The following is a 24774-nucleotide window of genomic DNA, read 5'->3' as shown; positions in this document are numbered from 1 at the left end:
GCGATCGTCGGCATGGCCTGCCGTTTCCCGGGCGGCGTGGCCGGCCCGGAGGACCTGTGGCGGCTCGTCGCCTCCGGCGGCGACGGCATCAGCTCCTTCCCCACCAACCGCGGCTGGGACCTCGACGCGCTCTACGACCCGGACCCCGAGGCACACGGCACCTCGTACGTGCGCGACGGCGGCTTCCTGCACGACGCCCCCGGCTTCGACGCGGACTTCTTCGGGATCTCGCCGCGCGAGGCCCTGGCGATGGACCCGCAGCAGCGGCTGATGCTCGAAGCGTCCTGGGAGGTCTTCGAGCGGGCCGGCATTGACGCCGGATCCGTACGGGGCCACCGCATCGGTGTCTTCGCCGGTGCCTCCGCCTCCGGTTACGGCGCCGACCTCGGCCGCACCGCCGAAGGCACCGGCACCGAGGGCCACCTGCTCACCGGCATGGCCACCAGTGTGCTCTCCGGCCGCGTGTCCTACATCCTGGGCCTGGAGGGCCCGGCAGTGACGGTCGACACCGCGTGCTCGTCCTCGCTGGTCGCCCTGCACCTCGCGGCCCAGTCGCTGCGCTCGGGCGAGTGCACGATGGCCGTGGCCGGAGGTGTCGCCCTGATGGCGACCCCGACGGGATTCGTGGAGTTCAGCCGCCAGCGCGGCCTGGCCACCGACGGCCGCTGCAAGTCCTTCTCCGACGACGCGGACGGCACCGGCTGGTCCGAGGGCGTCGGCGTACTGCTCGTCGAGCGGCTCTCCGAGGCGCGCCGCAACGGCCACCAGGTGCTCGCGGTCATCCGGGGCTCCGCCGTGAACCAGGACGGCGCGTCCAACGGCCTGACCGCCCCGAACGGCCCGTCCCAGCAGCGCGTCATCCGCCAGGCCCTGGCCAACTCCGGCCTGGACACGGCCGATGTGGACACCGTGGAGGCGCACGGCACGGGTACGAAGCTGGGTGACCCGATCGAGGCCCAGGCGCTGCTGGCCACGTACGGCCAGGACCGCCCGGAGGACCGGCCCCTGTGGCTCGGCTCGATCAAGTCGAACATCGGCCACGCGGCTGCCGCTTCCGGCGTCGGCGGCGTGATCAAGATGGTCATGGCCATGCGTCACGGCGTGCTGCCGCAGACTCTGCACATCGATGCGCCTTCCTCGAAGGTCGACTGGTCGGCGGGTGCGGTGGAGTTGCTGGCGGAGGCACGGGAGTGGCCGGAGGTGGGCGGCCGTCCGCGTCGGGCGGGTGTGTCGTCGTTCGGGATCAGTGGGACGAATGCGCACGTGATCCTGGAGCAGGCCCAGGAGGAGCCGGTCGGGCCTTCGGTTGTCGGGTCGGTGCTGCCGGTGGTGCCGTGGGTGCTGTCGGCCAAGTCGGAGCAGGCGCTGGCCGGTCAGGCGGAGCGGCTGCTCGGTCTGGTGGATGGTGCGTCGCCGCTGGATGTGGGCTGGTCGCTGGCTTCGACGCGTACGGCGTTCGAGCACCGTGCGGTGGTGGTCGGTGAGGACCGTGGGGCGCTGCTGCGTGCGGTGGCCGAGGGGCGGTCTGTCGCGGGTGTGGTGCGCGGGTCGGTCCAGGGTGGCCGTTCGGCGTTCCTGTTCTCGGGTCAGGGTTCGCAGCGGTCCGGGATGGGCCGGGAGCTGTACGAGGCGTACCCGGTGTTCGCGGATGCCTTTGATGCGGTGTGTGCGGAGCTGGACCGGCATCTCGACCGGCCGGTGAAGGCGGTGGTGTTCGGCGGGTCGGAGCTGATCGACCAGACCGTCTACACGCAGGCTGGCCTGTTCGCGGTCGAGGTGGCCCTCTTCCGGCTGCTGGAGCACTGGGGCGTGACCCCGGACTACCTCCTGGGCCACTCGATCGGTGAGCTGGCCGCCGCGCATGTGGCGGGTGTCTGGTCGTTGGAGGATGCGGCGGCGCTGGTCGCTGCCCGGGGCCGTCTGATGCAGGCCCTGCCCACCGGTGGGGCGATGGTCGCCATCCAGGCGACGGAGGCCGACGTCCTCCCGCTGCTGGTCGACGGTGTCTCCATCGCCGCGCTGAACGGCCCGGACTCCGTGGTGATCTCGGGTGACGAGGACGCCGTACTGACGATCGCCTCGGGCTTCGAGAAGACGAAGCGGCTTCGCGTCAGTCACGCCTTCCACTCGCCGCGCATGGAACCCATGCTGGCCGAATTCAAGGTCATCGCCGAGAGCCTGACCTTCCATGCACCGAAGCTTCCGATCGTCTCCAACCTCACCGGTGAACTCGCCGGTGAGGAGCTGCTGTCGGCCGATTACTGGGTGGATCACGTCCGCCAGGCCGTCCGCTTCCTCGACGGCATGCGTCATGTGGAGGCCCAGGGCGTCACCACGTACCTCGAACTCGGACCCGGCGGCGTCCTCTCCGCCATGGGCCAGTCCTGCGTGACCCGCGACGAGGCCGGTTTCGTACCCGCCCTGCGGAAGAACCGCACCGAGCCCGAGGCACTCACCTCCGCCCTCGCCGAACTCCACGTCCGAGGCGAGGCCGTCGACTGGACGACGTACTACGCCAACACCGGAGCCCAGCGCACCGACCTGCCCACCTACGCCTTCCAGCACCAGCACTACTGGCCCGAGGTCGTGCCGGGGCTGAACGGTGATGTCACCGGATTCGGTCTGCACAACGCCGAGCACCCGCTGCTGGGTGCCGAGGTGCTCCTCGCCGACGGCGACGGACTCGTACTGACGAGCCGACTGTCGCTGGACTCGCACCCATGGCTCGCCGACCACGCCATCTTCGGCTCCGTTCTGCTGCCCGGCACCGCCTTCGTCGAGATCGCACTCCACGCAGGGGAGCGCATCGGCTGCGGGGCCCTGGAAGAGCTCACCCTCCAGGCTCCGCTGGTCCTGCCCGAGCGCGGCGCCATGATGCTTCAGGTCGTCGTGGGCACGGCGGACGCGGACGGCCGGCGCCAGGTCACCGTCCATTCGGCCCCCGCCGGTACCGAGGACGAGACCTGGACGCTGCACGCCTCCGGTGTCGTCGCTGCCGAAACGCTCGTTCCGGGCGCGGAGCTGGCCGAATGGCCGCCGCGTGACGCCGAGGCGGTGCCGGTCGACGGCATGTACGACTCCATGACCGAGATCGGTTACGGCTACGGCCCCGTTTTCCAGGGGCTGCGGGCCGTGTGGCGGCGTGGCGGAGAGCTGTTCGCCGAGGTCGCCCTGCCGGAGGAAACCGTCGAGCAGGCGGCCCGTTTCGGTCTGCACCCGGCGCTGCTCGATTCCGCCCTGCATGCCATCGGTGTGGGCGGTGGCCTGGCCGGGCTGGAGGGCCCGGGGCTGCCGTTCGCCTGGACGGGCGTGAACCTGTTCGCGGTGGGATCCCCCGTCCTGCGGGCCCGGATCACCGCCAACGACGGCACGGTTTCGCTCGATCTGGCCGATGAAACCGGTTCGCCGGTGGGACGGATCGGTTCCCTGGTCCTGCGCCCGGTCACCGCGCAGCAGTTGGACGGCGCCGCGCACAGCGACAGCTCCGACTCCCTCTTCCGGCTGGAGTGGGTCCCGGTACCGACCGGCGCCGCTCAGGCCGCGCAGGACACCGCGGAGTTCGATGTTCTGGTCGTGCCGGCCACCGAGGCGGACGCCGACGTCGTTTCCGGCGTGCACGCGGCCGTCGTCGACGTGCTGGCGCAGGTGCAGGAGTGGCTTGCCGCCGACCGGGACGCAAGCACGCGTCTGGTGGTGGTGACGTGTGGTGCGGTGGGTGAGGTTTCGGATCTTGGTGCGGCTGCGGTGTGGGGGTTGGTGCGTTCGGCGCAGTCGGAGCATCCGGACCGGATTGTTCTGGTCGATGTGGAGGGTGACCCCGCAGAGGTTGGAGAGGTTGGGGAGTTCGAGGGGTTCGGGGGGCTCGGGGGGTTTGGTGCGCTGATTGCGTTGGGTGAGCCGCAGGTGGCGGTTCGTGGCGGTGAGGTGTTTGTGCCCCGGTTGGCGCGGGTGGCTGTGCGGGCCGACGGGGCGGGGAGTGCGGTAGGGGTTGCGGGTGCGGTTCTGGTCACGGGTGCGGGTGGCGCGCTGGGTGCGTTGGTGGCCCGTCATCTGGTGACGGTGCGGGGTGTGCGGGATCTGGTTCTGGTGTCGCGGCGGCCGGGGACGGGGCTGGTCGCGGAGCTGGAGGAGCTGGGGGCGTCGGTTCGGTGGGTGGCGTGCGATGTCACGGACCGGGACGCGCTGGAGGCCGTGGTCTCCCGGATCGCCGGGGAGGAGGGTGGTCTGGCGGGTGTGGTGCATGCTGCCGGTGTCGTGGACGACGGTGTACTGGAATCACTGACTCCGCAGCGGGTCACGAGTGTCCTGCGGCCGAAGGCCGATGCGGCCTGGTATCTCCATGAGCTCACGGCCAGTCTGGATCTGTCGTTCTTCGTGATGTTCTCGTCGGCTGCCGGTGTCCTGGGCTCCGCGGGCCAGGCCAACTACGCCGCCGCGAACGCCTTCCTCGACGCGTTGGCCGCCGTACGCCACTCCCAGGGGCTGCCCGCGACCTCCCTCGCCTGGGGCCCCTGGGCCGACAGCGGAATGCTCCGGCTCGACGCTGCCGACATCGAGAAGATGAGTCGCGGCGGCATCGCGCCGTTCACGCACACGCAGGGTCTGGAGCTCTTCGACGCGTCGTTCCACGTGGACGAACCCGTCCTCGCTCCGGTCCGCCTGAACCTGGCGGCCTTCCGCAAGGCGCCCGTCGTCCCGTCCCTGTTGCGTGGTCTGATCCGTACGACGCATCGTCGTGCGGCGCGGGCCGGCAGTGGTCAGTCCTCCGCATTCGTGCAGCGTCTGCTGGCCCTCGGCACCGACGAGCGCACCCGGCTGATCCTGGACACCGTACGGAGTGAAGTCGCAGCCGTACTCGGACACGCCTCCGACGACGCGGTGCCCGCCGAGCGGGCCTTCACCGAGCTGGGCTTCGACTCCCTCACCGCCGTCGAACTCCGCAACCGCCTCAACACCGTCACCGGCCTGCGCCTGCCCGCCACCCTCGTCTTCGACTACCCCTCCGCCGGACAGCTCGCCGACCACCTCGCCGACGAACTCTCCGGCGAAACCACCACCACTACCACGATCGCCACGACCACCGTCGGCGACGACGAACCCATCGCCATCGTCGGCATGGCCTGCCGCTACCCCGGCAACATCACCTCCCCCGAAGACCTCTGGAACCTCGTCGCCACCGGCACCGACGGCATCTCCGCCTTCCCCACCGACCGCGGCTGGGACCTGGAGCGACTCCTCGATACGGACCCCGACCAGCAGGAACTCTCCCTGGAGGGCGGTTTCCTGCACAACGCTGGGCTCTTCGATCCGGCGTTCTTCGGTATCTCGCCGCGCGAGGCCCTGGCGATGGACCCCCAGCAGCGGCTGCTGCTGGAGGCATCCTGGGAAGCCATGGAACAGGCCGGTATCGACCCGGCGACCGTACGCGGCAGCCGTACCGGCGTCTTCGCCGGACTGATGTACCACGACTACGCCATGTCCCCGAACTCCGTGCCCGAGGGCGTGGAGGCGTTCCTGGGCATCGGGAACACCGGCAGCGTCGTGACCGGCCGCATCGCCTACACCCTGGGCTTGGAGGGCCCGGCGGTCACCGTCGACACGGCCTGCTCGTCCTCCCTGGTCGCCCTGCACCTGGCGGCCCAGGCACTGCGCTCGGGCGAGTGCGAGATGGCGCTGGCCGGCGGTGTGACCGTGATGGCCACGCCCACCGCGTTCCTCGACTTCCAGCGCCAGGGCGGTCTCGCCGCCGACGGTCGCTGCAAGTCCTTCTCCGACGACGCGGACGGCACCGGCTGGTCCGAGGGCGTCGGCATGCTCCTCGTCGAGCGACTCTCCGACGCCCAGCGCAAGGGCCACCAGGTCCTGGCGGTCGTACGCGGTGTGGCAGTCAATCAGGACGGTGCGTCCAACGGCCTGACCGCCCCGAACGGACCGTCCCAGCAGCGCGTCATTCGCCAGGCCCTCGCCAACGCGAAGGTCTCGGCCGACCAGGTCGACATCGTCGAGGCACACGGCACGGGCACGACTCTGGGCGACCCGATCGAGGCCCAGGCCCTGCTGGCCACCTACGGCCAGGACCGCCCGGAGGACCGGCCCCTGTGGCTCGGCTCGCTGAAGTCCAACCTCGGCCACACCCAGGCCGCCGCCGGCGTCGCGGGCATCATCAAGATGATCATGGCCATGCGCCACGGCATCATGCCGCAGACGCTGAACGTCGGCCGCCCGTCCACGAAGGTGGACTGGGAATCGGGTGCGATCGAGCTGCTCACCGAGGCCCGCGAGTGGCCGCAGCAGGGCAACCGTCCGCGCCGGGCCGCTGTCTCCTCCTTCGGCGTGAGCGGTACCAACGCGCATGTGATCATCGAGCAGCCGCAGGCCACGCCCGAGCGGGCCGAGAACGTCGTCGCCGCGCTGCCGGCGGTGCCGTGGGTGCTGTCCGCCAAGTCGGAGCAGGCGCTGGCCGCTCAGGCGGAGCGGCTGCTGGCCCGGATCGGCAAGGACGCCGGGACGTCCCCGCTCGACGTGGCCTGGTCGCTGGCGGCGACGCGTTCGCGCTTCGAGCACCGGGCCGCGGTGGTGGCCGGTGACCGCGAAGGGCTCCTGCGGGGGCTCGCGGTCCTGGCCTCCGGCGGTACGGCAGCAGGTGTGGTGCGGGGTGCTGTCCAGGGTGGCCGTTCGGCGTTCTTGTTCTCGGGTCAGGGTTCGCAGCGGTCCGGGATGGGCCGTGAGCTGTACGAGGCGTACCCGGTGTTCGCGGATGCCTTTGATGCGGTGTGCGCGGAGCTGGACCGGCACCTCGACCGGCCGGTGAAGGAGGTGGTGTTCGGTGGGTCGGAGTTGATCGACCAGACCGTCTACACCCAGGCGGGCCTGTTCGCGATCGAGGTGGCCCTCTTCCGGCTGCTGGAGCACTGGGGCGTGACCCCGGACTACCTCCTGGGCCACTCGATCGGTGAGCTGGCCGCCGCGCACGTGGCGGGTGTCTGGTCACTGGAGGACGCGGCGGCACTGGTCGCCGCGCGGGGCCGTCTGATGCAGGCACTCCCGACCGGTGGGGCGATGGTCGCCATCCAGGCGACGGAGGCCGACGTCCTCCCGCTGCTGGTCGACGGTGTCTCCATCGCCGCGCTGAACGGCCCGGACTCCGTGGTGATCTCGGGTGACGAGGAGGCCGTACTGACGATCGCCTCGGGCTTCGAGAAGACGAAGCGGCTTCGCGTCAGTCACGCCTTCCACTCGCCACGCATGGAACCCATGCTCGCCGAGTTCAAGACGGTCGCCGAGGGTCTGACCTTCCACGCGCCGAAGTTCCCGATCATCTCCAATCTCACCGGCCAGGTCGCCGGGGAAGAGCTACTGACCGCCGACTACTGGGTGGATCACGTCCGCCAGGCCGTCCGCTTCCTCGACGGCATGCGCCACCTGGAGTCCCAAGGCGTCACCACCTACCTGGAACTCGGACCCGGCGGCGTCCTCTCCGCCATGGGCCAGAGCTGCGTCACCGACGACGCCGCCTTCCTCCCCGCCCTGCGCAAGGACCGCACCGAACCCGACGCCCTCACCACCGCCCTCGCCGAACTCCACGTCCGAGGCGAGGCCGTCGACTGGACGACGTACTACGCCAACACCGGAGCCCAGCGCGTCGACCTGCCCACCTACGCCTTCGACCACCAGCACTACTGGCTGCTCTCGGGTGCCAGGGCAGGGGACCCGACAGGGTTCGGCATGAGTGCTGCGGAACACCCGCTGTTGGGTGCCGAGGTGCTCCTCGCCGACGGCGACGGACTCGTACTGACGAACCGGTTGTCGCTGGACTCGTACCCGTGGCTCGCCGACCATGCCGTCTTCGGCTCCGTCCTGCTGCCCGGCACCGCCTTCGTCGAGCTTGCGCTGCATGCCGGTGAGCGCGTCGACTGTGGCGTGCTGGACGAGCTGACCATCCAGGCTCCGCTGGTCTTCCCCGAGAGCGGCGCGGTCGTTCTCCAGGTCGTCGTGGGCGCCGCGGAAGCCGACAACCGGCGCTCCGTCACCATCCACTCCAGCACCGAGACCAACACCTGGACCCTGCACGCCACAGGCTCCGTCTCCACCGAAACCGCCGTCCCGGGCACCCCCCTCACCGAGTGGCCGCCGCGCGATGCGACGGTGATCGAGACCGACGGCCTGTACGAGAACATGGCCACCGCCGGATTCGGCTACGGCCCCGTCTTCCAGGGCCTGCGCGCCGCATGGCGACGCGACAACGAAGTGTTCGCCGAAGTCGCCCTCGACCAGGACCTCTGGGACGAAGCAAGCCGCTTCGGCCTCCACCCCGCACTCCTCGACTCCGCCCTCCACGCCATCGCAGTCAGCGGCGGACCCACCGGACTCGAAGGCCCCGGCCTCCCCTTCGCCTGGACCGGCGTCAACCTCACCGCCATCGGCTCCCCCGTCCTGCGCGTACGCATCACCCACAGCCAGAACGCCACCGTCACCCTCGACCTCGCCGACGGCACCGGAACCCCCGTCGGACACATCGACGCACTCACCCTGCGACCGGTAACAGCCGAACAGATCGACGGAGCTTCGCCGCGTGAGGGCTCCGACTCGCTGTTCCAGCTGGAATGGGTCCCGGCCCCGACAACCCCTACCACCGACCCGGCAGAAAAGCTCGACATTCTCGAAGTCCCCGGCCCCGGCCTCGACATCCACGCCGGCGCCGATGTGGTCACGGACGTCCACGCCCGTGTCACCGACACGCTCACCCGGCTCCAGACCTGGCTCGACGAGGACCACCCCGACAACACCCACCTCATCGTCCTCACCCACGGCGCAACCACCGCCAACAACACCCCCATCACCGACCTCGCCGCCGCCACCACATGGGGCCTCATCCGCTCCGCCCAAGCCGAACACCCCGACCGCATCACCCTCATCGACACCCCCACCAACACCCCCACACCCGACCACCACACCCTCACCACCCTCACCACCCTCGGCGAACCCCAACTCGCCCACACCACCCACACCACCCACATCCCCCGACTCACCCGAACCCCCACACCCACACCCACACCCACCCAACCCACCCCACTCGACACAAACGGCACCATCCTCATCACCGGAGCCAGCGGCGCCCTCGGCACCCTCATCGCCCGCCACCTCGTCCAAACACACGGCGCACGCAACCTCGTACTCGCCGCCCGCCGCCCCAACGGCGGCCCCAACGGCCCCCAACTCATCACCGAACTCAACAACCTCGGCGCCACCGCCCACTGGGTCACCTGCGACACCACCGACCGCAACGCCCTCACCACCCTCATCAACAACATCACCCACACCAACAAACTCACCGGCATCATCCACACCGCCGGCACCCTCGACGACGGCACACTCCAAACCCTCACCCCCCAACGACTCAGCACCGTCCTCCGCCCCAAAGTCGACGCCGCCTGGCACCTCCACGAACTCACCACCCACCTCGACCTCTCCTTCTTCGTCCTCTTCTCCTCGGCTGCCGGAGTCCTGGGTTCCGCGGGCCAGGCCAACTACGCGGCCGGAAACGCCTTCCTCGACGCGCTCGCCGAGCACCGCCGCGCCCAGGGACTGCCCGCCACCTCCCTCGCCTGGGGCCCCTGGGCCGAAGGCGGCATGGCAGGCCGCCTCGACGCAGCCGACATCGCACGCATGAAGCGTGCGGGTGTGCCGCCGCTGTCGGCCGAGGAGGGCCTGGAGCTCTTCGACGCCGCCCTGCGTGCGGACTCGGCGACGCTCGTGCCGGTCCATCTCGACCTGTCCGTCGTCCGCAAGTCGGCGGCGCAGGGCGCGGAGGTCCCGTACCTGCTGCGCGGCCTGGTGCGGGCGCCGCAGCGGCGCGCGGTGGCACAGGACGGTGCTGCGGCGGGCGGCTTGGCCGGCCGGCTGGCGGGCCACTCGGCCGAAGAGCGTCTCCAGCTGGTGCTGGATGTCGTACGGAACGAGGTCGCGGCCGTACTCGGACACGCGTCCGGCGACGCGGTCCCCTCCCAGCGCGCTTTCACCGAGCTGGGCTTCGACTCCCTCACCGCCGTCGAACTCCGCAACCGCCTCGGCAAGGTCACCGGCCTGCGCCTGCCCGCCACCCTCGTCTTCGACTACCCCTCCGCCACCGTCCTCGCCGACTTCCTGATCACCGAGCTGGTCGGTGAGGGCGGTGCGCAGGGCGCGGGCGCGATCGTGGCCACGGCGGCCGGGGCCGACGATCCGATCGCGATCGTCGGCATGAGCTGCCGCTACCCCGGCGGCGTGACCGGCCCCGAGGACCTGTGGCGCCTGGTCGCCGACGGTGGCGACGGCATCGCGCCCTTCCCGACCGACCGCGGCTGGGACCTCGCGCGGCTGTACGCGGATGCCGTGGCCGACGACGCGGAGGGCCGTTCGCTCACGCTCGAAGGCGGTTTCCTGCACGACGCGGGGATGTTCGACGCCGGGTTCTTCGGGATCTCGCCGCGCGAGGCCCTGGCGATGGACCCGCAGCAGCGACTGCTGCTGGAGGCATCCTGGGAAGCCCTGGAGCGGGCCGGGATCGACCCGGACACGCTCCGGGGCAGCCGGACCGGTGTCTTCGCAGGGCTGATGTACCACGACTACGGCTCGGGGGCGGAGTCGATTCCCGCCGGGGTCGACGCCTTCCTGGGGCTGGGCACGTCCGGAAGCGTGCTCTCGGGCCGTGTCGCGTACGCGCTGGGCCTGGAAGGTCCGGCCGTCACCATCGACACCGCCTGCTCCTCCTCCCTCGTCGCGCTGCACTGGGCGATCCAGGCGCTGCGCACGGGCGAGTGCGAGATGGCGCTCGCGGGTGGTGTGACCGTCATGTCGACGCCGACGACGTTCGCCGAGTTCAGCCGCCAGCGTGGCCTCGCCTCCGACGGGCGCTGCAAGTCCTTCTCGGACGATGCGGACGGTACGGGCTGGGGCGAGGGCGTCGGCGTGCTGCTGGTCGAGCGGCTTTCCGAGGCACGGCGCAAGGGCCACCAGGTCCTGGCGGTCGTCGCCGGTTCAGCCGTGAACCAGGACGGTGCGTCCAACGGCCTGACCGCCCCGAACGGACCGTCCCAGCAGCGCGTCATCCGCCAGGCCCTCGCCAACGCGAAGGTCTCGGCCGACCAGGTCGACATCGTCGAGGCACACGGCACCGGCACCTCGCTGGGCGACCCGATCGAGGCTCAGGCGCTGCTCGCCACGTACGGCCAGGAGCGCGCCGAGGACCGGCCCCTGTGGCTCGGCTCGGTCAAGTCCAACCTCGGTCACACCCAGGCCGCCGCCGGTGTCGCGGGCATCATCAAGATGGTCATGGCCATGCGCCACGGCACCATGCCGCAGACACTGCATGTCGACGAGCCGTCCACACATGTCGACTGGTCGGCGGGCGCGGTGGAACTCCTCACCGAGAGCCGCGCATGGCCCGAGACGGGCGACCGTCCGCGCCGGGCCGCCGTCTCCTCGTTCGGCATCAGCGGCACCAATGCCCACATCATCCTGGAACAGCCGCAGGAAGAACCGACTCCGGCCGAGGAGCCGGCAGTCGTGCTGCCGGCGGTGCCGTGGGTGCTTTCGGCCAAGTCGGAGCAGGCTCTGGCAGGTCAGGCCGCGCGGCTGCTGGCGCAGTTGCGGGCGGACTCCGGTCCGGCGCCCCTCGACATCGGCCACGCCCTTTCGCTGACGCGCTCCCGGTTCGAGCACCGGGTCGTGATCGTGGCGGCCGAGCACGCGGACTTCCTGACCGCGCTGGAGACGATCGCGACGGCGGAATCCTCGGCAGGCCGGGTGTTCGTGTTCCCCGACCGGGACACGCAGGACGCCGAGCTGGTCGCCCTCGCGGAGGCCCATGTCGCGGGCGAGCCCGTGGACTGGGCGGCCGTGTTCGCCGGTACGGGGGCACGTCCGGTGGATCTGCCGACGTACGCGTTCGAGCACGAGCGCTTCTGGCTGGCGTCGACGCTGGGCAGCAGCAGCCGTACGAGCCTGTCGTCGGCCGGTCTCGTTGCTGCCGAGCACCCGCTGCTGGCCGGTTCGGTCGGCGTCGCGGGCGAAGACGTCTCGCTGTTCACCAGCCGGTTGTCGCTGGACTCGCACCCGTGGCTCGCCGACCACGCCGTCTTCGGCTCCGTCCTGCTGCCCGGCACCGCCTTCGTCGAGCTCGCACTCCACGCAGGCCACCATGTCGACTGCGATGTGCTGGACGAGCTGACCATCCAGGCTCCGCTGGTCTTCCCCGAGAGCGGCGCGGTCGATCTCCAGGTCGTCGTGGGCGCCGCGGAAGCCGACAACCGGCGCTCCGTCACCATCCACTCCAGCACCGAGACCAACACCTGGACCCTGCACGCCACAGGCTCCGTCTCCACCGAACCCGCCGTCCCGGGCACCCCCCTCACCGAGTGGCCGCCGCGCGATGCGACGGTGATCGAGACCGACGGCCTGTACGAGAACATGGCCACCGCCGGATTCGGCTACGGCCCCGTCTTCCAGGGCCTGCGCGCCGCATGGCGACGCGACAACGAAGTGTTCGCCGAAGTCGCCCTCGACCAGGACCTCTGGGACGAAGCAAGCCGCTTCGGCCTCCACCCCGCACTCCTCGACTCCGCCCTCCACGCCATCGCAGTCAGCGGCGGACCCACCGGACTCGAAGGCCCCGGCCTCCCCTTCGCCTGGACCGGCGTCAACCTCACCGCCATCGGCTCCCCCGTCCTGCGCGTACGCATCACCCACAGCCAGAACGCCACCGTCACCCTCGACCTCGCCGACGGCACCGGAACCCCCGTCGGACACATCGACGCACTCACCCTGCGACCGGTAACAGCCGAACAGATCGACGGAGCCGCACCCCACGCGCACTCCGACTCGCTGTTCCAGCTGGAATGGGTCCCGGCCCCGACAACCCCTACCACCGACCCGGCAGAAAAGCTCGACATTCTCGAAGTCCCCGGCCCCGGCCCCGGCCTCGACATCCACGCCGGCGCCGATGTGGTCACGGACGTCCACGCCCGTGTCACCGACACGCTCACCCGCCTCCAGACCTGGCTCGACGAGGACCACCCCGACAACACCCACCTCATCGTCCTCACCCACGGCGCAACCACCGCCAACAACACCCCCATCACCGACCTCGCCGCCGCCACCACATGGGGCCTCATCCGCTCCGCCCAAGCCGAACACCCCGACCGCATCACCCTCATCGACACCCCCACCAACACCCCCACACCCGACCACCACACCCTCACCACCCTCACCACCCTCGGCGAACCCCAACTCGCCCACACCACCCACACCACCCACATCCCCCGACTCACCCGAACCCCCACACCCACACCCACACCAACCCAACCCACACCACTCGACACAAACGGCACCATCCTCATCACCGGAGCCAGCGGCGCCCTCGGCACCCTCATCGCCCGCCACCTCGTCCAAACACACGGCGCACGCAACCTCGTACTCGCCGCCCGCCGCCCCAACGGCGGCCCCAACGGCCCCCAACTCATCACCGAACTCAACAACCTCGGCGCCACCGCCCACTGGGTCACCTGCGACACCACCGACCGCAACGCCCTCACCACCCTCATCAACAACATCACCCACACCAACAAACTCACCGGCATCATCCACACCGCCGGCACCCTCGACGACGGCACACTCCAAACCCTCACCCCCCAACGACTCAACACCGTCCTCCGCCCCAAAGTCGACGCCGCCTGGCACCTCCACGAACTCACCACCCACCTCGACCTCTCCTTCTTCGTCCTCTTCTCCTCCGCCTCGGGCACCTTCGGCGGGCCCGGCCAGGCCAACTACGCCGCAGGCAACGCCTTCCTCGACGCACTCGCCGAGCACCGCCGCGCCCAGGGACTGCCCGCCACCTCCCTCGCCTGGGGCCCCTGGGCCGAAGGCGGCATGGCAGGCCGCCTCGACGCAGCCGATGCGAAGCGGATGAGCCGAAGCGGAATCACGCCCTTCTCGCCCGAAGAGGGTCTGGAACTCTTCGACGCCGCCCTGCGTGCGGACTCGGCGACGCTCGTGCCGGTCCATCTCGACCTCGAAGCGTTCCGCTCGGCGCCGGTCGTCCCGTATCTGCTGCGCGGCCTGGTCCGCACGACGAACCGGCGGACCGCACGCGCGGGTGCCGGGCAGTCCGCCGGCTTCGTCCAGCAACTGCTGGCCGCCGGTGAGCAGGACCGGATCCGGCTGGTGCTGGATGTCGTACGGAACGAGGTCGCGGCCGTACTCGGACACGCGTCCGGCGACGCGGTCCCCGCCGACCGCGCCTTCACCGAGCTGGGCTTCGACTCCCTCACCGCCGTCGAACTCCGCAACCGCCTCGGCAAGGTCACCGGCCTGCGCCTGCCCGCCACCCTCGTCTTCGACTACCCCTCCGCCACCGTCCTCGCCGAGCACATCGCCATGGAGAGCACGGGCGGCGTGCGGGAACAGCAGGGAGCGGGCTCGGCGCCGGCCGCCGTCGACCACGACGACCCGGTCGTCATCGTCGGCATGAGCTGCCGCTACCCCGGTGGCGTGGCCGGCCCCGAGGACCTGTGGCGGCTGGTGGGTTCCGGCGGCGACGCCATCTCCCCGCTGCCGACGGACCGCGGCTGGGACGTCGGGCGTCTCTTCGAGCAGGGCGACGACCGCACCGGTACGTCGTACGCGACGGAGGGCGGCTTCCTGCACACGGCGGCCGAGTTCGACCCTGCCTTCTTCGGGATCTCGCCGCGCGAGGCCCTGGCGATGGACCCGCAGCAGCGCCTGCTGCTGGAGGCATCCTGGGAGGCCATCGAGTACGCGGGCATCGACCCGACTGCTCTGCGGGGCAGCCAGACGGGCGTGTACGCCGGTCTGATGTACCACGACTACGTCTCGCAGCTGGTCGAGGTCCCGGAGGGTGTCGAGGGCTTCCTCACCACCGGGTCCGCAGGCAGCGTGGTCTCGGGCCGCGTCTCGTACACCCTGGGCCTGGAGGGCCCGGCGGTCACCGTCGACACGGCCTGCTCGTCCTCCCTGGTCGCCCTGCACCTGGCGGCCCAGGCACTGCGCTCGGGCGAGTGCGAGATGGCGCTGGCCGGCGGCGCGACCGTGATGGCCACGCCCGGCAGCTTCATCGAGTTCAGCAAGCAGCGGGGCCTGGCCCCCAACGGTCGGGTGAAGGCCTTCGCGGACTCCGCCGACGGCACCGCCTGGTCCGAGGGTGTGGGCGTGCTCCTGCTGGAGCGGCTGTCCGACGCCCGTCGCAAGGGTCACCGCGTCCTCGCGGTGGTCCGCGGCTCCGCCGTGAACCAGGACGGCGCCTCCAACGGCCTGACCGCCCCGAGCGGCCCCTCGCAGCAGCGGGTGATCCGGCGGGCGCTGGCCAGTGCGGGCCTGTCCGCCGGACAGATCGACGTGGTCGAGGCGCACGGTACCGGAACGAAGCTGGGCGACCCGATCGAGGCCCAGGCCCTGCTCGCCACGTACGGCCAGGAGCGGCCGGCGGACAAGCCGCTGCTTCTGGGGTCGGTCAAGTCGAACATCGGTCACACGCAGGCCGCGGCCGGTGTCGCGGGCATCATCAAGATGGTCATGGCGATGCGCCACGGCGTACTCCCGCAGACGCTCAACGTCGACGAGCCGTCCACGCAGGTGGACTGGTCGGCGGGGGCGGTGGAACTCCTCACCGAGCCGGTCGCCTGGCCGACGGGTGATGAGCCGCGTCGCGCCGGTGTGTCGTCGTTCGGCATCAGCGGTACGAACGCACACGTGATCGTGGAGGAGTCGCCCGACGGGTACGACCAGGGCGGCCTCCTGTCCCAGCCGGCCCGGACGGCGCCGGAGGCAGCCGCCGGGCGGACCGCGTTCCTGTTCTCGGGCCAGGGCGCGCAGCGCGTCGGCATGGGACGCGAACTGTACGAGGCATTCCCGGTGTTCGCCGGGGCGTTCGACGCGGTGTGCACGGAGCTCGACAAGCACCTGGACCGCCCGGTGAAGGAGGTCGTCTTCGGCGACTCCGAGCTGCTGGACCGGACGGTGTTCACGCAGGCGGGCCTGTTCGCCGTCGAGGTTGCGCTGTTCCGGCTGGTCGAGCACTGGGGCATTACGCCCGACTACCTGCTCGGCCACTCCATCGGCGAACTGTCCGCCGCACACGTGGCGGGTGTCTGGTCGCTGGAGGACGCGGCGGCACTGGTCGCCGCCCGGGGCCGCCTGATGCAGGCACTCCCGGCCGGCGGCGCGATGGTCGCACTCAAGGCGGCGGAGGCGGACGTCCTGCCGCTGCTGACCGAGGGTGTCTCGATCGCGGCCGTCAACGGTCCGTCGTCGGTCGTCGTCTCGGGCGATGAGGACGCGGTACTGGCGGTGGCCGCCCGGTTCGAGCGGTCGGCGCGACTGCGGGTCAGCCATGCCTTCCACTCGCCGCGCATGGAGCCCATGCTGGCCGAGTTCAAGGCCGTGGCGGAGAACCTGACCTTCCACGCACCGCAGATCCCGATCGTCTCCAACCTCAGCGGTGAACTCGCCGGTGAGGAACTGCTGACCGCCGACTACTGGGTGGACCACGTCCGCCAGACCGTCCGCTTCCTCGACGGCATGCACGCACTGCGCGAGCTGGGCGTCGAGCAGTTCGTGGAGCTCGGCCCGGACAGTGTGCTCACCGCTCTGGGCCGGGCATGCCTCGGCGAGAGCACGGCACTGACGGTGTCGGTACTCCGCAAGAACGGCCCGGCCCTGGAGCAGCTGACCGCCGCCGTGGCGGCGCTGCGGAAGCGTGCGGTCGGAAGTGGGACGGACCTCGCGATCCGGGAACTGAACGAGGCGGCTGCCTCGGTGCTGCCGGTGGTGCCGTGGGTGCTGTCGGCCAGGTCGGAGCGGGCGCTGGCCGGTCAGGCGGAGCGGCTGCTCGGTCTGGTGGGCGATGTGTCGCCGCTGGATGTGGGCTGGTCGTTGGCTTCGACGCGTACGGCGTTCGAGCACCGTGCGGTGGTGGTGGGTGAGGACCGTGGGGCGCTGCTGCGTGCGGTGGCCGAGGGGCGGTCTGTCGCGGGTGTGGTGCGCGGGTCGGTCCAGGGTGGCCGTTCGGCGTTCCTGTTCTCGGGTCAGGGTTCGCAGCGGTCCGGGATGGGCCGGGAGCTGTACGAGGCGTACCCGGTGTTCGCGGACGCGTTCGACGCGGTGAGTGCGGAGCTGGACCGGCATCTGGACCAGTCGGTCAAGGAGATTGTCTTCGACGGGTCGGAGTTGATCGACCAGACCGTCTACACCCAGGCGGGCCTGTTCGCGATCGAGGTCGCGTTGTTCCGGCTGCTGGAGCACTGGGGCGTGACCCCGGACTATCTGCTCGGTCACTCGATCGGTGAGCTGGCCGCCGCGCACGTGGCGGGCGTGTGGTCCCTGGAGGATGCGGCGGCGCTGGTCGCGGCCCGGGGCCGGCTGATGCAGGCACTCCCGACCGGTGGAGCGATGGTCGCCATCCAGGCCACCGAAGCAGACGTCCTCCCGCTGCTGGTCGACGGTGTCTCCATCGCCGCGCTCAACGGCCCGGACTCCGTGGTCATCTCCGGCGACGAGGACGCCGTACTGACGATCGCGTCGAGCTTCGCGAAGACGAAGCGGCTCCGCGTCAGTCACGCCTTCCACTCGCCGCGCATGGAACCCATGCTGGCCGAATTCAAGGTCATCGCCGAGAGCCTGACCTTCCATGCACCGAAGCTTCCGATCGTCTCCAACCTCACCGGTGAACTCGCCGGTGAGGAGCTGCTGTCGGCCGACTACTGGGTGGACCACGTCCGCCAGGCCGTCCGCTTCCTCGACGGCATGCGCCACCTGGAAACCCAGGGCGTCACGACGTACCTGGAGCTCGGCCCCGGCGGGGTGTTGTCCGCGATGGGCCAGTCCTGCGTTACCGACGACGCTGCCTTCGTACCGGCCTTGAGGAAGAACCGCACCGAGCCCGACGCCCTCACCACGGCCCTCGCCGAACTCCACGTCCGAGGCAAGGCCGTCGACTGGGCCGCGTACTACGCGAACACCGGTGCCCGGCGCACCGATTTGCCCACCTACGCCTTCCAGCATGAGCGGTACTGGCCGGCACCGCCCAGAACTGCCCCCGACACCGTCACCGACCCGCTCGACACCGACTTCTGGGAGGCCGTCGAGCGCGAGGACCTGTCCGGGCTGGCCGGGGACCTGGAACTGTCGGCGGATGCCCCGCTGGGTGAGGTGCTGCCCGCGCTGTCGTCGTGGCGTCGTCGCCGGAAGCAGCGTTCCGAGGTCGACAGGTGGCGCTACCGCGTCACCTGGAAGCCCGTACAGCCCCCGGCCGGCACCCTGTCCGGCCGCTGGCTCCTCATCGCACCGGAAACAGGCCCGGCGGACATCACCGAGTGGTGCGAGGCGGGCCTGCGCAAGGCAGGTGCCGACGTCGTACGGACGGCCATCACCGACCTGGCCCCGGGCCTGGACGTGACCGGTGTCGTCTCCCTCCTGGGCATCGACAACGCTCCGCTCGACCAGGGGGTTTCTCCGGGCCTGGCCGCCACGCTGCAACTCGTCCAGCAACTGGGGCAGGCCGGGATCGACGCGCCCCTGTGGTGCCTGACCCGGGGCGCCGTATCAACCGCAGCCTCCGACCCGCTGCGCAGCACCGCTCAGGCGCAGGTCTGGGGGCTGGGCCGGGTCGTGGGCCTGGAACACCCCAAGCGGTGGGGCGGTCTGATCGACCTCCCCGAAACCCTGGACGCACGGGCCTTCGAACGCACCGCCACCATCCTCGCCAACAGCAACGACACGGGCGAGGACCAGGTCGCCGTGCGGTCCTCCGGCGTCTTCGTACGCCGTGTCGTGCGGGCCGCTGCCGGACCGCACAACGACTGGAAGATCAGGGGCACGGTCCTGATCACGGGCGGTACCGGGGGCCTGGGCGCCCGGGTGGCCCGCTGGGCCGCCGCCAACGGCGCCTCACACCTCGTCCTCACCAGCCGCCGAGGCCCCGACACCCCCGGCGCGGACGAACTCCGCGCAGACATCGAGGAATTGGGGGCCGGAGCCACCGTCGTCGCCTGCGACGCGACCGACCTGACAGCCCTCACCGCCCTCGCCCACTCCCTCGAAACCGACGGCACCCCCGTCCGTACCGTCGTCCACGCCGCAGGCGTCGCCTCGGCCGGTCCGACCAGCGAGCTCGACGCAGAGGCGCTGGCCGGACAGATGCACGCGAAGGTCACCGGAGCGGCCAACCTCGATGCCGTCTTCGCGGACACCGAACTGGACGCGTTCGTCCTCTTCTCCTCCATCGCAGGAGTCTGGGGCAGTGGCGGGCAGGCGGGTTACGCCGCCGCCAATGCCTACCTGGACGCGCTCGCCCAGGAACGCCGGACCCGCGGCCAGGCCGCCACCTCCCTCGCCTGGGGCCCCTGGGCCGAAGGCGGCATGGCAGACGACGAGATGACGGCGGAGCTGAGCCGACGTGGTCTGCCGGCCATGGCTCCGGATGCGGCCATCACGGCGATCGGCCAGGCGCTGGCACTGGACGAGACGTGCGTGACCATCGCGGACGTGGAATGGGAACGCTTCGTACCGCCCTTCACCGCGCTGCGGCCGAGCCCGCTGCTCGGCGACCTGCCCGAGAACCAGCGGCTCGCCGTGACGTCCGCCTCTGCGGAGTCGGCGGGCGCCGAATCGGCGCTGCGCGGCAGGCTGACCGGTCTGACCGGCGCCGAGCAACTGCGACTGCTGCTGGGTGTCGTCCGGGCACAGGCCGCGGTGGTGCTGGGGCACAACGGTGCCGGTGCCATCGGAGAGACGGCGACCTTCCGGGAGCTGGGCTTCGACTCGCTCACGGCGGTGGAGTTCCGCAACGCCCTGGCGGGCGAGACGGGACTTTCGCTGCCCGCGACCCTCGTCTTCGACTACCCGAGCCCGGCTGTCCTGGCCGAGCATGTGCGGGACGAACTGCTGGGCTCCGAGGCGCGGGCCGCGAATGTTCCCGCGGCCACGGGCGGACCTGTCGACGGGGACGATCCCATCGCGATCGTCGGCATGAGCTGCCGCTACCCGGGTGGTGTGCGGTCGCCTGAGGACCTGTGGGAGTTGCTGGCGTCCGAGGCGGACGCGGTCTCCGGATTCCCGGTGGACCGTGGCTGGGACCTGGAGCGGCTCTACGACCCGTCGCGCGAGCGGGAAGCGGCTTCGTACGTCGACCAGGGCGGTTTCCTGCACGATGCCGGGGAGTTCGACCCGGTCTTCTTCGGGATCTCGCCACGTGAGGCCCTCGCGATGGACCCGCAGCAGCGACTGCTGCTGGAGACCTCGTGGGAGGCGTTCGAGCGGTCGGGTATCGACCCGGCGTCCGTGCGCGGGAGCCGCACCGGTGTGTTCACCGGCACGAACGGCCAGGACTACACGGGTCTGCTGCTCGCATCCCCGGACAGTGCCGAGGGACATGTCGGCACGGGCAATGCGGCGAGTGTGGTGTCGGGTCGTATCTCGTACACGTTCGGTCTGGAGGGGCCGGCGGTGACGGTGGACACGGCGTGTTCGGCTTCGCTGGTCGCGTTGCACCTGGCGGTGCAGGCGTTGCGGTCGGGTGAGTGCGAGATGGCGTTGGCGGGCGGTGTGACGGTCATGTCGACGCCGGGTGCGTTCATCGAGTTCTCCCGGCAGGGCGGGCTCGCCGGGGACGGCCGGGTCAAGGCGTTCGCGGAGGCCGCGGACGGCACCGGCTGGGGCGAGGGCGTGGGCATGCTGCTGGTCGAACGACTGTCCGATGCCCGCGCGAAGGGACACCCGGTCCTGGCGGTCGTCCGCGGCTCGGCGATCAACCAGGACGGTGCGTCCAACGGCCTGACCGCCCCCAACGGCCCCGCCCAGCAACGCGTCATCCGCCAGGCCCTGACCAGTGCGGGCCTGACCAGCGCCGACGTCGACGTCGTCGAAGCACACGGCACCGGCACCACCCTCGGCGACCCGATCGAAGCCCAGGCACTCCTCGCCACCTACGGCCAGGACCGCCCACAGGACCGGCCGCTGTGGCTCGGCTCGGTCAAATCGAACATCGGCCACACCCAGGCCGCCGCCGGAGTCGCCGGAATCATCAAAATGATCATGGCAATGCGCCACCGCATCATGCCCCGCACCCTCCACGTCGACCAGCCCTCCACCCACGTCGACTGGACCACCGGAGCCGTCGAACTCCTCACCGAACCCCGCACCTGGAACGAACACGAACACCCCCGCCGCGCCGCCATCTCCTCCTTCGGCATCAGCGGCACCAACGCCCACGTCATCATCGAAGAGGTACCGGCCGAGGCCGGTACCTCGGAGGCCGGACAGCCGGCGGACTCGTCGGCGCCCGTGGTGCCCGTGGTGCCCTGGGTGCTGTCCGCAAAGACGCGGTCGGCAATGGCTGCACAGGCGCGGGAGTTGTACGCGCGACTGCTCAGCCGACCGGACCAGGGCGCACAGGACGTGGCTTACTCCCTCGCCACGAGTCGCAGCGCCCTTGAGTACCGCACCGCCGTCGTCGGCAGCGACCGAGCCGAACTGCTCGAAGGCGTCAAGGCGCTGGCGGAGCAGGGCATGGAGGCGGATGTCATCGGCGGCCGGGCGCACCCCGGCAGCCAGATCGGGTTCCTGTTCTCGGGTCAGGGGTCGCAGCGGTCCGGGATGGGCCGGGAGCTGTACGAGGCGTACCCGGTGTTCGCCGATGCCTTTGATGCGGTGTGCGCGGAGCTGGACCGGCACCTCGATCAGCCGGTGAAGGAGGTGGTGTTCGGTGGGTCGGAGCTGATCGACCAGACCGTCTACACCCAGGCGGGCCTGTTCGCGATCGAGGTTTCCCTCTTCCGGCTGCTGGAGCACTGGGGCGTGACCCCGGACTACCTCCTGGGCCACTCCATCGGCGAACTGGCCGCCGCACACGTGGCGGGCGTCTGGTCGCTGGAGGACGCGGCGGCACTGGTCGCCGCGCGTGGGCGTCTGATGCAGGCACTCCCGACCGGTGGCGCAATGGTCGCCATCCAGGCCACCGAAGCAGACATCCTGCCGCTGCTCACCGAAAGCGTCTCGATCGCCGCGCTGAACGGCCCGGACTCCGTGGTGATCTCGGGTGACGAGGACGCCGTACTGACGATCGCGTCGAGCTTCGCCAAGACGAAGCGGCTTCGCGTCAGTCACGCCTTCCACTCGCCGCGCATGGAACCCATGCTCGCCGAGTTCAAGACGGTCGCCGAGGGTCTGACCTTCCATGCACCGAAGCTTCCGATCGTTTCCAACCTCACCGGTGAACTCGCCGGTGAGAAGCTACTGTCGGCCGACTACTGGGTGGACCACGTCCGCCAGGCCGTCCGCTTCCTCGACGGCGTACGCCACCTCGAAACCCAGGGCGTCACCACCTACCTGGAACTCGGCCCCGGCGGCGTCCTCTCCGCCATGGGACAGAGCTGCGTCACCGACGACGCCGCCTTCCTCCCCGCCCTGCGCAAGAACCGCACCGAGACCGACGCGCTCGTCGCCGCCCTCGCCGAACTCCACGTCCGAGGCACCCGCATCGACTGGACGACGTACTACGCCAACACCGGAGCCCAGCGCGTCGACCTGCCCACCTACGCCTTCCAGCGGCAACGCTTCTGGCCCAAGGCTCCGGTGGCGGGCGGGCACCCGGGTGCCGTGGGCGAGGCCCCGGTCGCGGACTCGGCCTTCTGGGAGGCCGTGGCGCGCGAGGACCTTTCGGCGCTGGCCGGCGGTCGGGAACTGACGGCCGACAGCCCGCTGAGCGAGGTGCTACCGGTGCTGTCGTCCTGGCACAGCCGACAGCAACAGCGTTCGGTGGCCGATGGTTGGCGTTACCGCGTCACCTGGAAGCCCGTACAGCCGTCGGGCGGTGTGCTGACCGGCCGCTGGCTGCTGGCCCTGCCGGACGCGCTGTCCGGCACCGCCGTCGTCGAGTGGTGCGAGCACGGTCTGAAGGCGGCGGGCGCCGAGGTCGTGCGCGTCACCGGCGCCACCGACCTGTCCGGGTACGCCGGTGCGGCCGGCGTGCTGTCCCTGCTGGGCCTGGCGGGCGACGAGACCCTCGACGAAGGGGTCGCGCCCGGCTTGGCGGCCACGCTTGCGCTCGTCCGGAAGTTGGGCGAAGCCGGGGTGGAGGCCCCGCTGTGGTGCCTGACGCAGGGTGCCGTCTCGACCGGGACCTCCGACCCGCTGCGCAACGCGGCCCAGACGCAGGTCTGGGGCCTTGGCCGGGTCGTGGCCCTGGAGCACCCGAAGCGCTGGGGCGGTCTGATCGACCTGCCCGAGAGCCTCGACGCCCGTACCTGGGAGCAGGCCGTGGCAGTGCTGTCGGGCACGTCGGGCGAGGACCAGATCGCGCTCCGCTCTTCCGGCGTCTTCGCGGGCCGGCTGCTGGCGGCGGCTCCGGCCGGGGACGGCGAGTGGGTCCCGCGCGGCACGGTACTGATCGGCGACGGCACCACGCCGCTTGCGGGGCACCTCGCGGGCTGGCTGGCGGGCACGGCGGTGGAGCGGGTCGTCCTCCTGACCCCGGTCGGCCGCACGCCCGACCCGGACGTCCTCGAAAAGCTGGGCGAGCGGGCCGCGGTGCGGGACGTCGACGTGACCGACCGTACGCAACTGGCCTCCCTCGCCTACGAGTTGGCCGCCGATGGCGCTCCGGTCCGGGCCGTGGTCCACACCTCGGGCGCGAACCACTTCGCACCGGTCGCCGACACGGACCCGGCGCAACTGACCGAGGCGCTGCGGGCGCGGACCGCGGGAGCGGCCGCTCTGGACGCCGTGTTCGCGGAGACCGAGCTCGATGCCTTCGTCCTCTTCTCCTCCATCGCCGGTGTCTGGGGCGGAGGCGGGCAGGGTGCCTACGCGGCGGGTACCGCCTACCTGGACGGGCTGGCCCAGCTCCGGCGGGCCCGGGGCCTGGCCGCCACGTCCGTGGCGTGGGGCCCGTGGGTCGGCGGCGACACGGCCGATTCCGGGAGCTCCGGTGACACGGCCGATTCCGGTGGCGGGAACGGTGAGGGGCAGATGCAGCGGCGTGGTCTGCTGCCCCTGGAGCCGGATCAGGCGCTCACCGCTCTGGTCCGGGCGGTGGCCGAGGAGTCGCCGGTCCTGACCGTCGCCGATATGGACTGGGGGCGCTTCGCCCGCGCGTTCACCGCGCTGCGTCCGAGCCCGCTGCTGGCGGATCTGCCGGACGTCGCCCGGATCACGGCGGACGCGGCCGAGGGCGAGGCGGAGAACACCGATGTCTCCGACGAGCTGCGGCAGCGCCTCGCCGTCCTGCCGGAGGAGGAGCAGGAGGCCGAACTGGTCGAGCTCATCCGCCAGCAGGCGGCCTCGGTGCTCGGGTACGCCTCGGTGGGCGACATCGAGGCGGGCCGGGCCTTCCGTGAAATGGGCTTCGACTCGCTGATGGCCGTCGAGCTGCGCAATCGGCTCACCCGGGCCACGGGGCTGCGCCTGCCGGCGGGCTTCGTGTTCGACTACCCGAACGCGGCCTCGGCCGCCCGTCTGCTGCGGCAGGACATCTTCCGGGACGGCGCGGCGAGCGGGGACTCCCTGCTCACCGAGTTGGACAAGCTGGAGGCCTCACTGGTCACCTCGGAGCCCGATGCCCTCACTCGTACGCGGGTGGCGGTACGGCTGCAGGCGTTCCTCGCGAAGTGGCAGGGCGAGGAGACGGAGTCGGCGGCGGCGGAGGGCGGTGTGCTGGGGCAGTTGGAGTCCGCTTCCGACGACGAGCTGCTCAGCTTCATCAACCGGGAGATGGGGCGGTAA

General features: G+C 71.0%; 1 protein-coding gene (cut by a window edge). It reads left to right on the top strand.

Going from position 1 to position 24774, the window contains the following annotated elements; all coding sequences use genetic code 11:
- Positions 1–24774, top strand: the 3' portion of a protein-coding gene (locus ACFV8T_RS00745) for a type I polyketide synthase (RefSeq protein WP_385323617.1). It extends 4929 nt beyond the left edge of the window; only the last 24774 of its 29703 coding nucleotides appear in the window; its start codon lies off the left edge, out of view; the stop codon is at positions 24772–24774.

Origin of the sequence: Streptomyces sp. NPDC059832 (assembly GCF_042731715.1) — a bacterium.
Classification (GTDB): domain Bacteria; phylum Actinomycetota; class Actinomycetes; order Streptomycetales; family Streptomycetaceae; genus Streptomyces.
The sequence above is the reverse complement of the archived record's forward strand: the minus strand, read 5'-3'. Positions and strand labels throughout refer to the sequence as shown.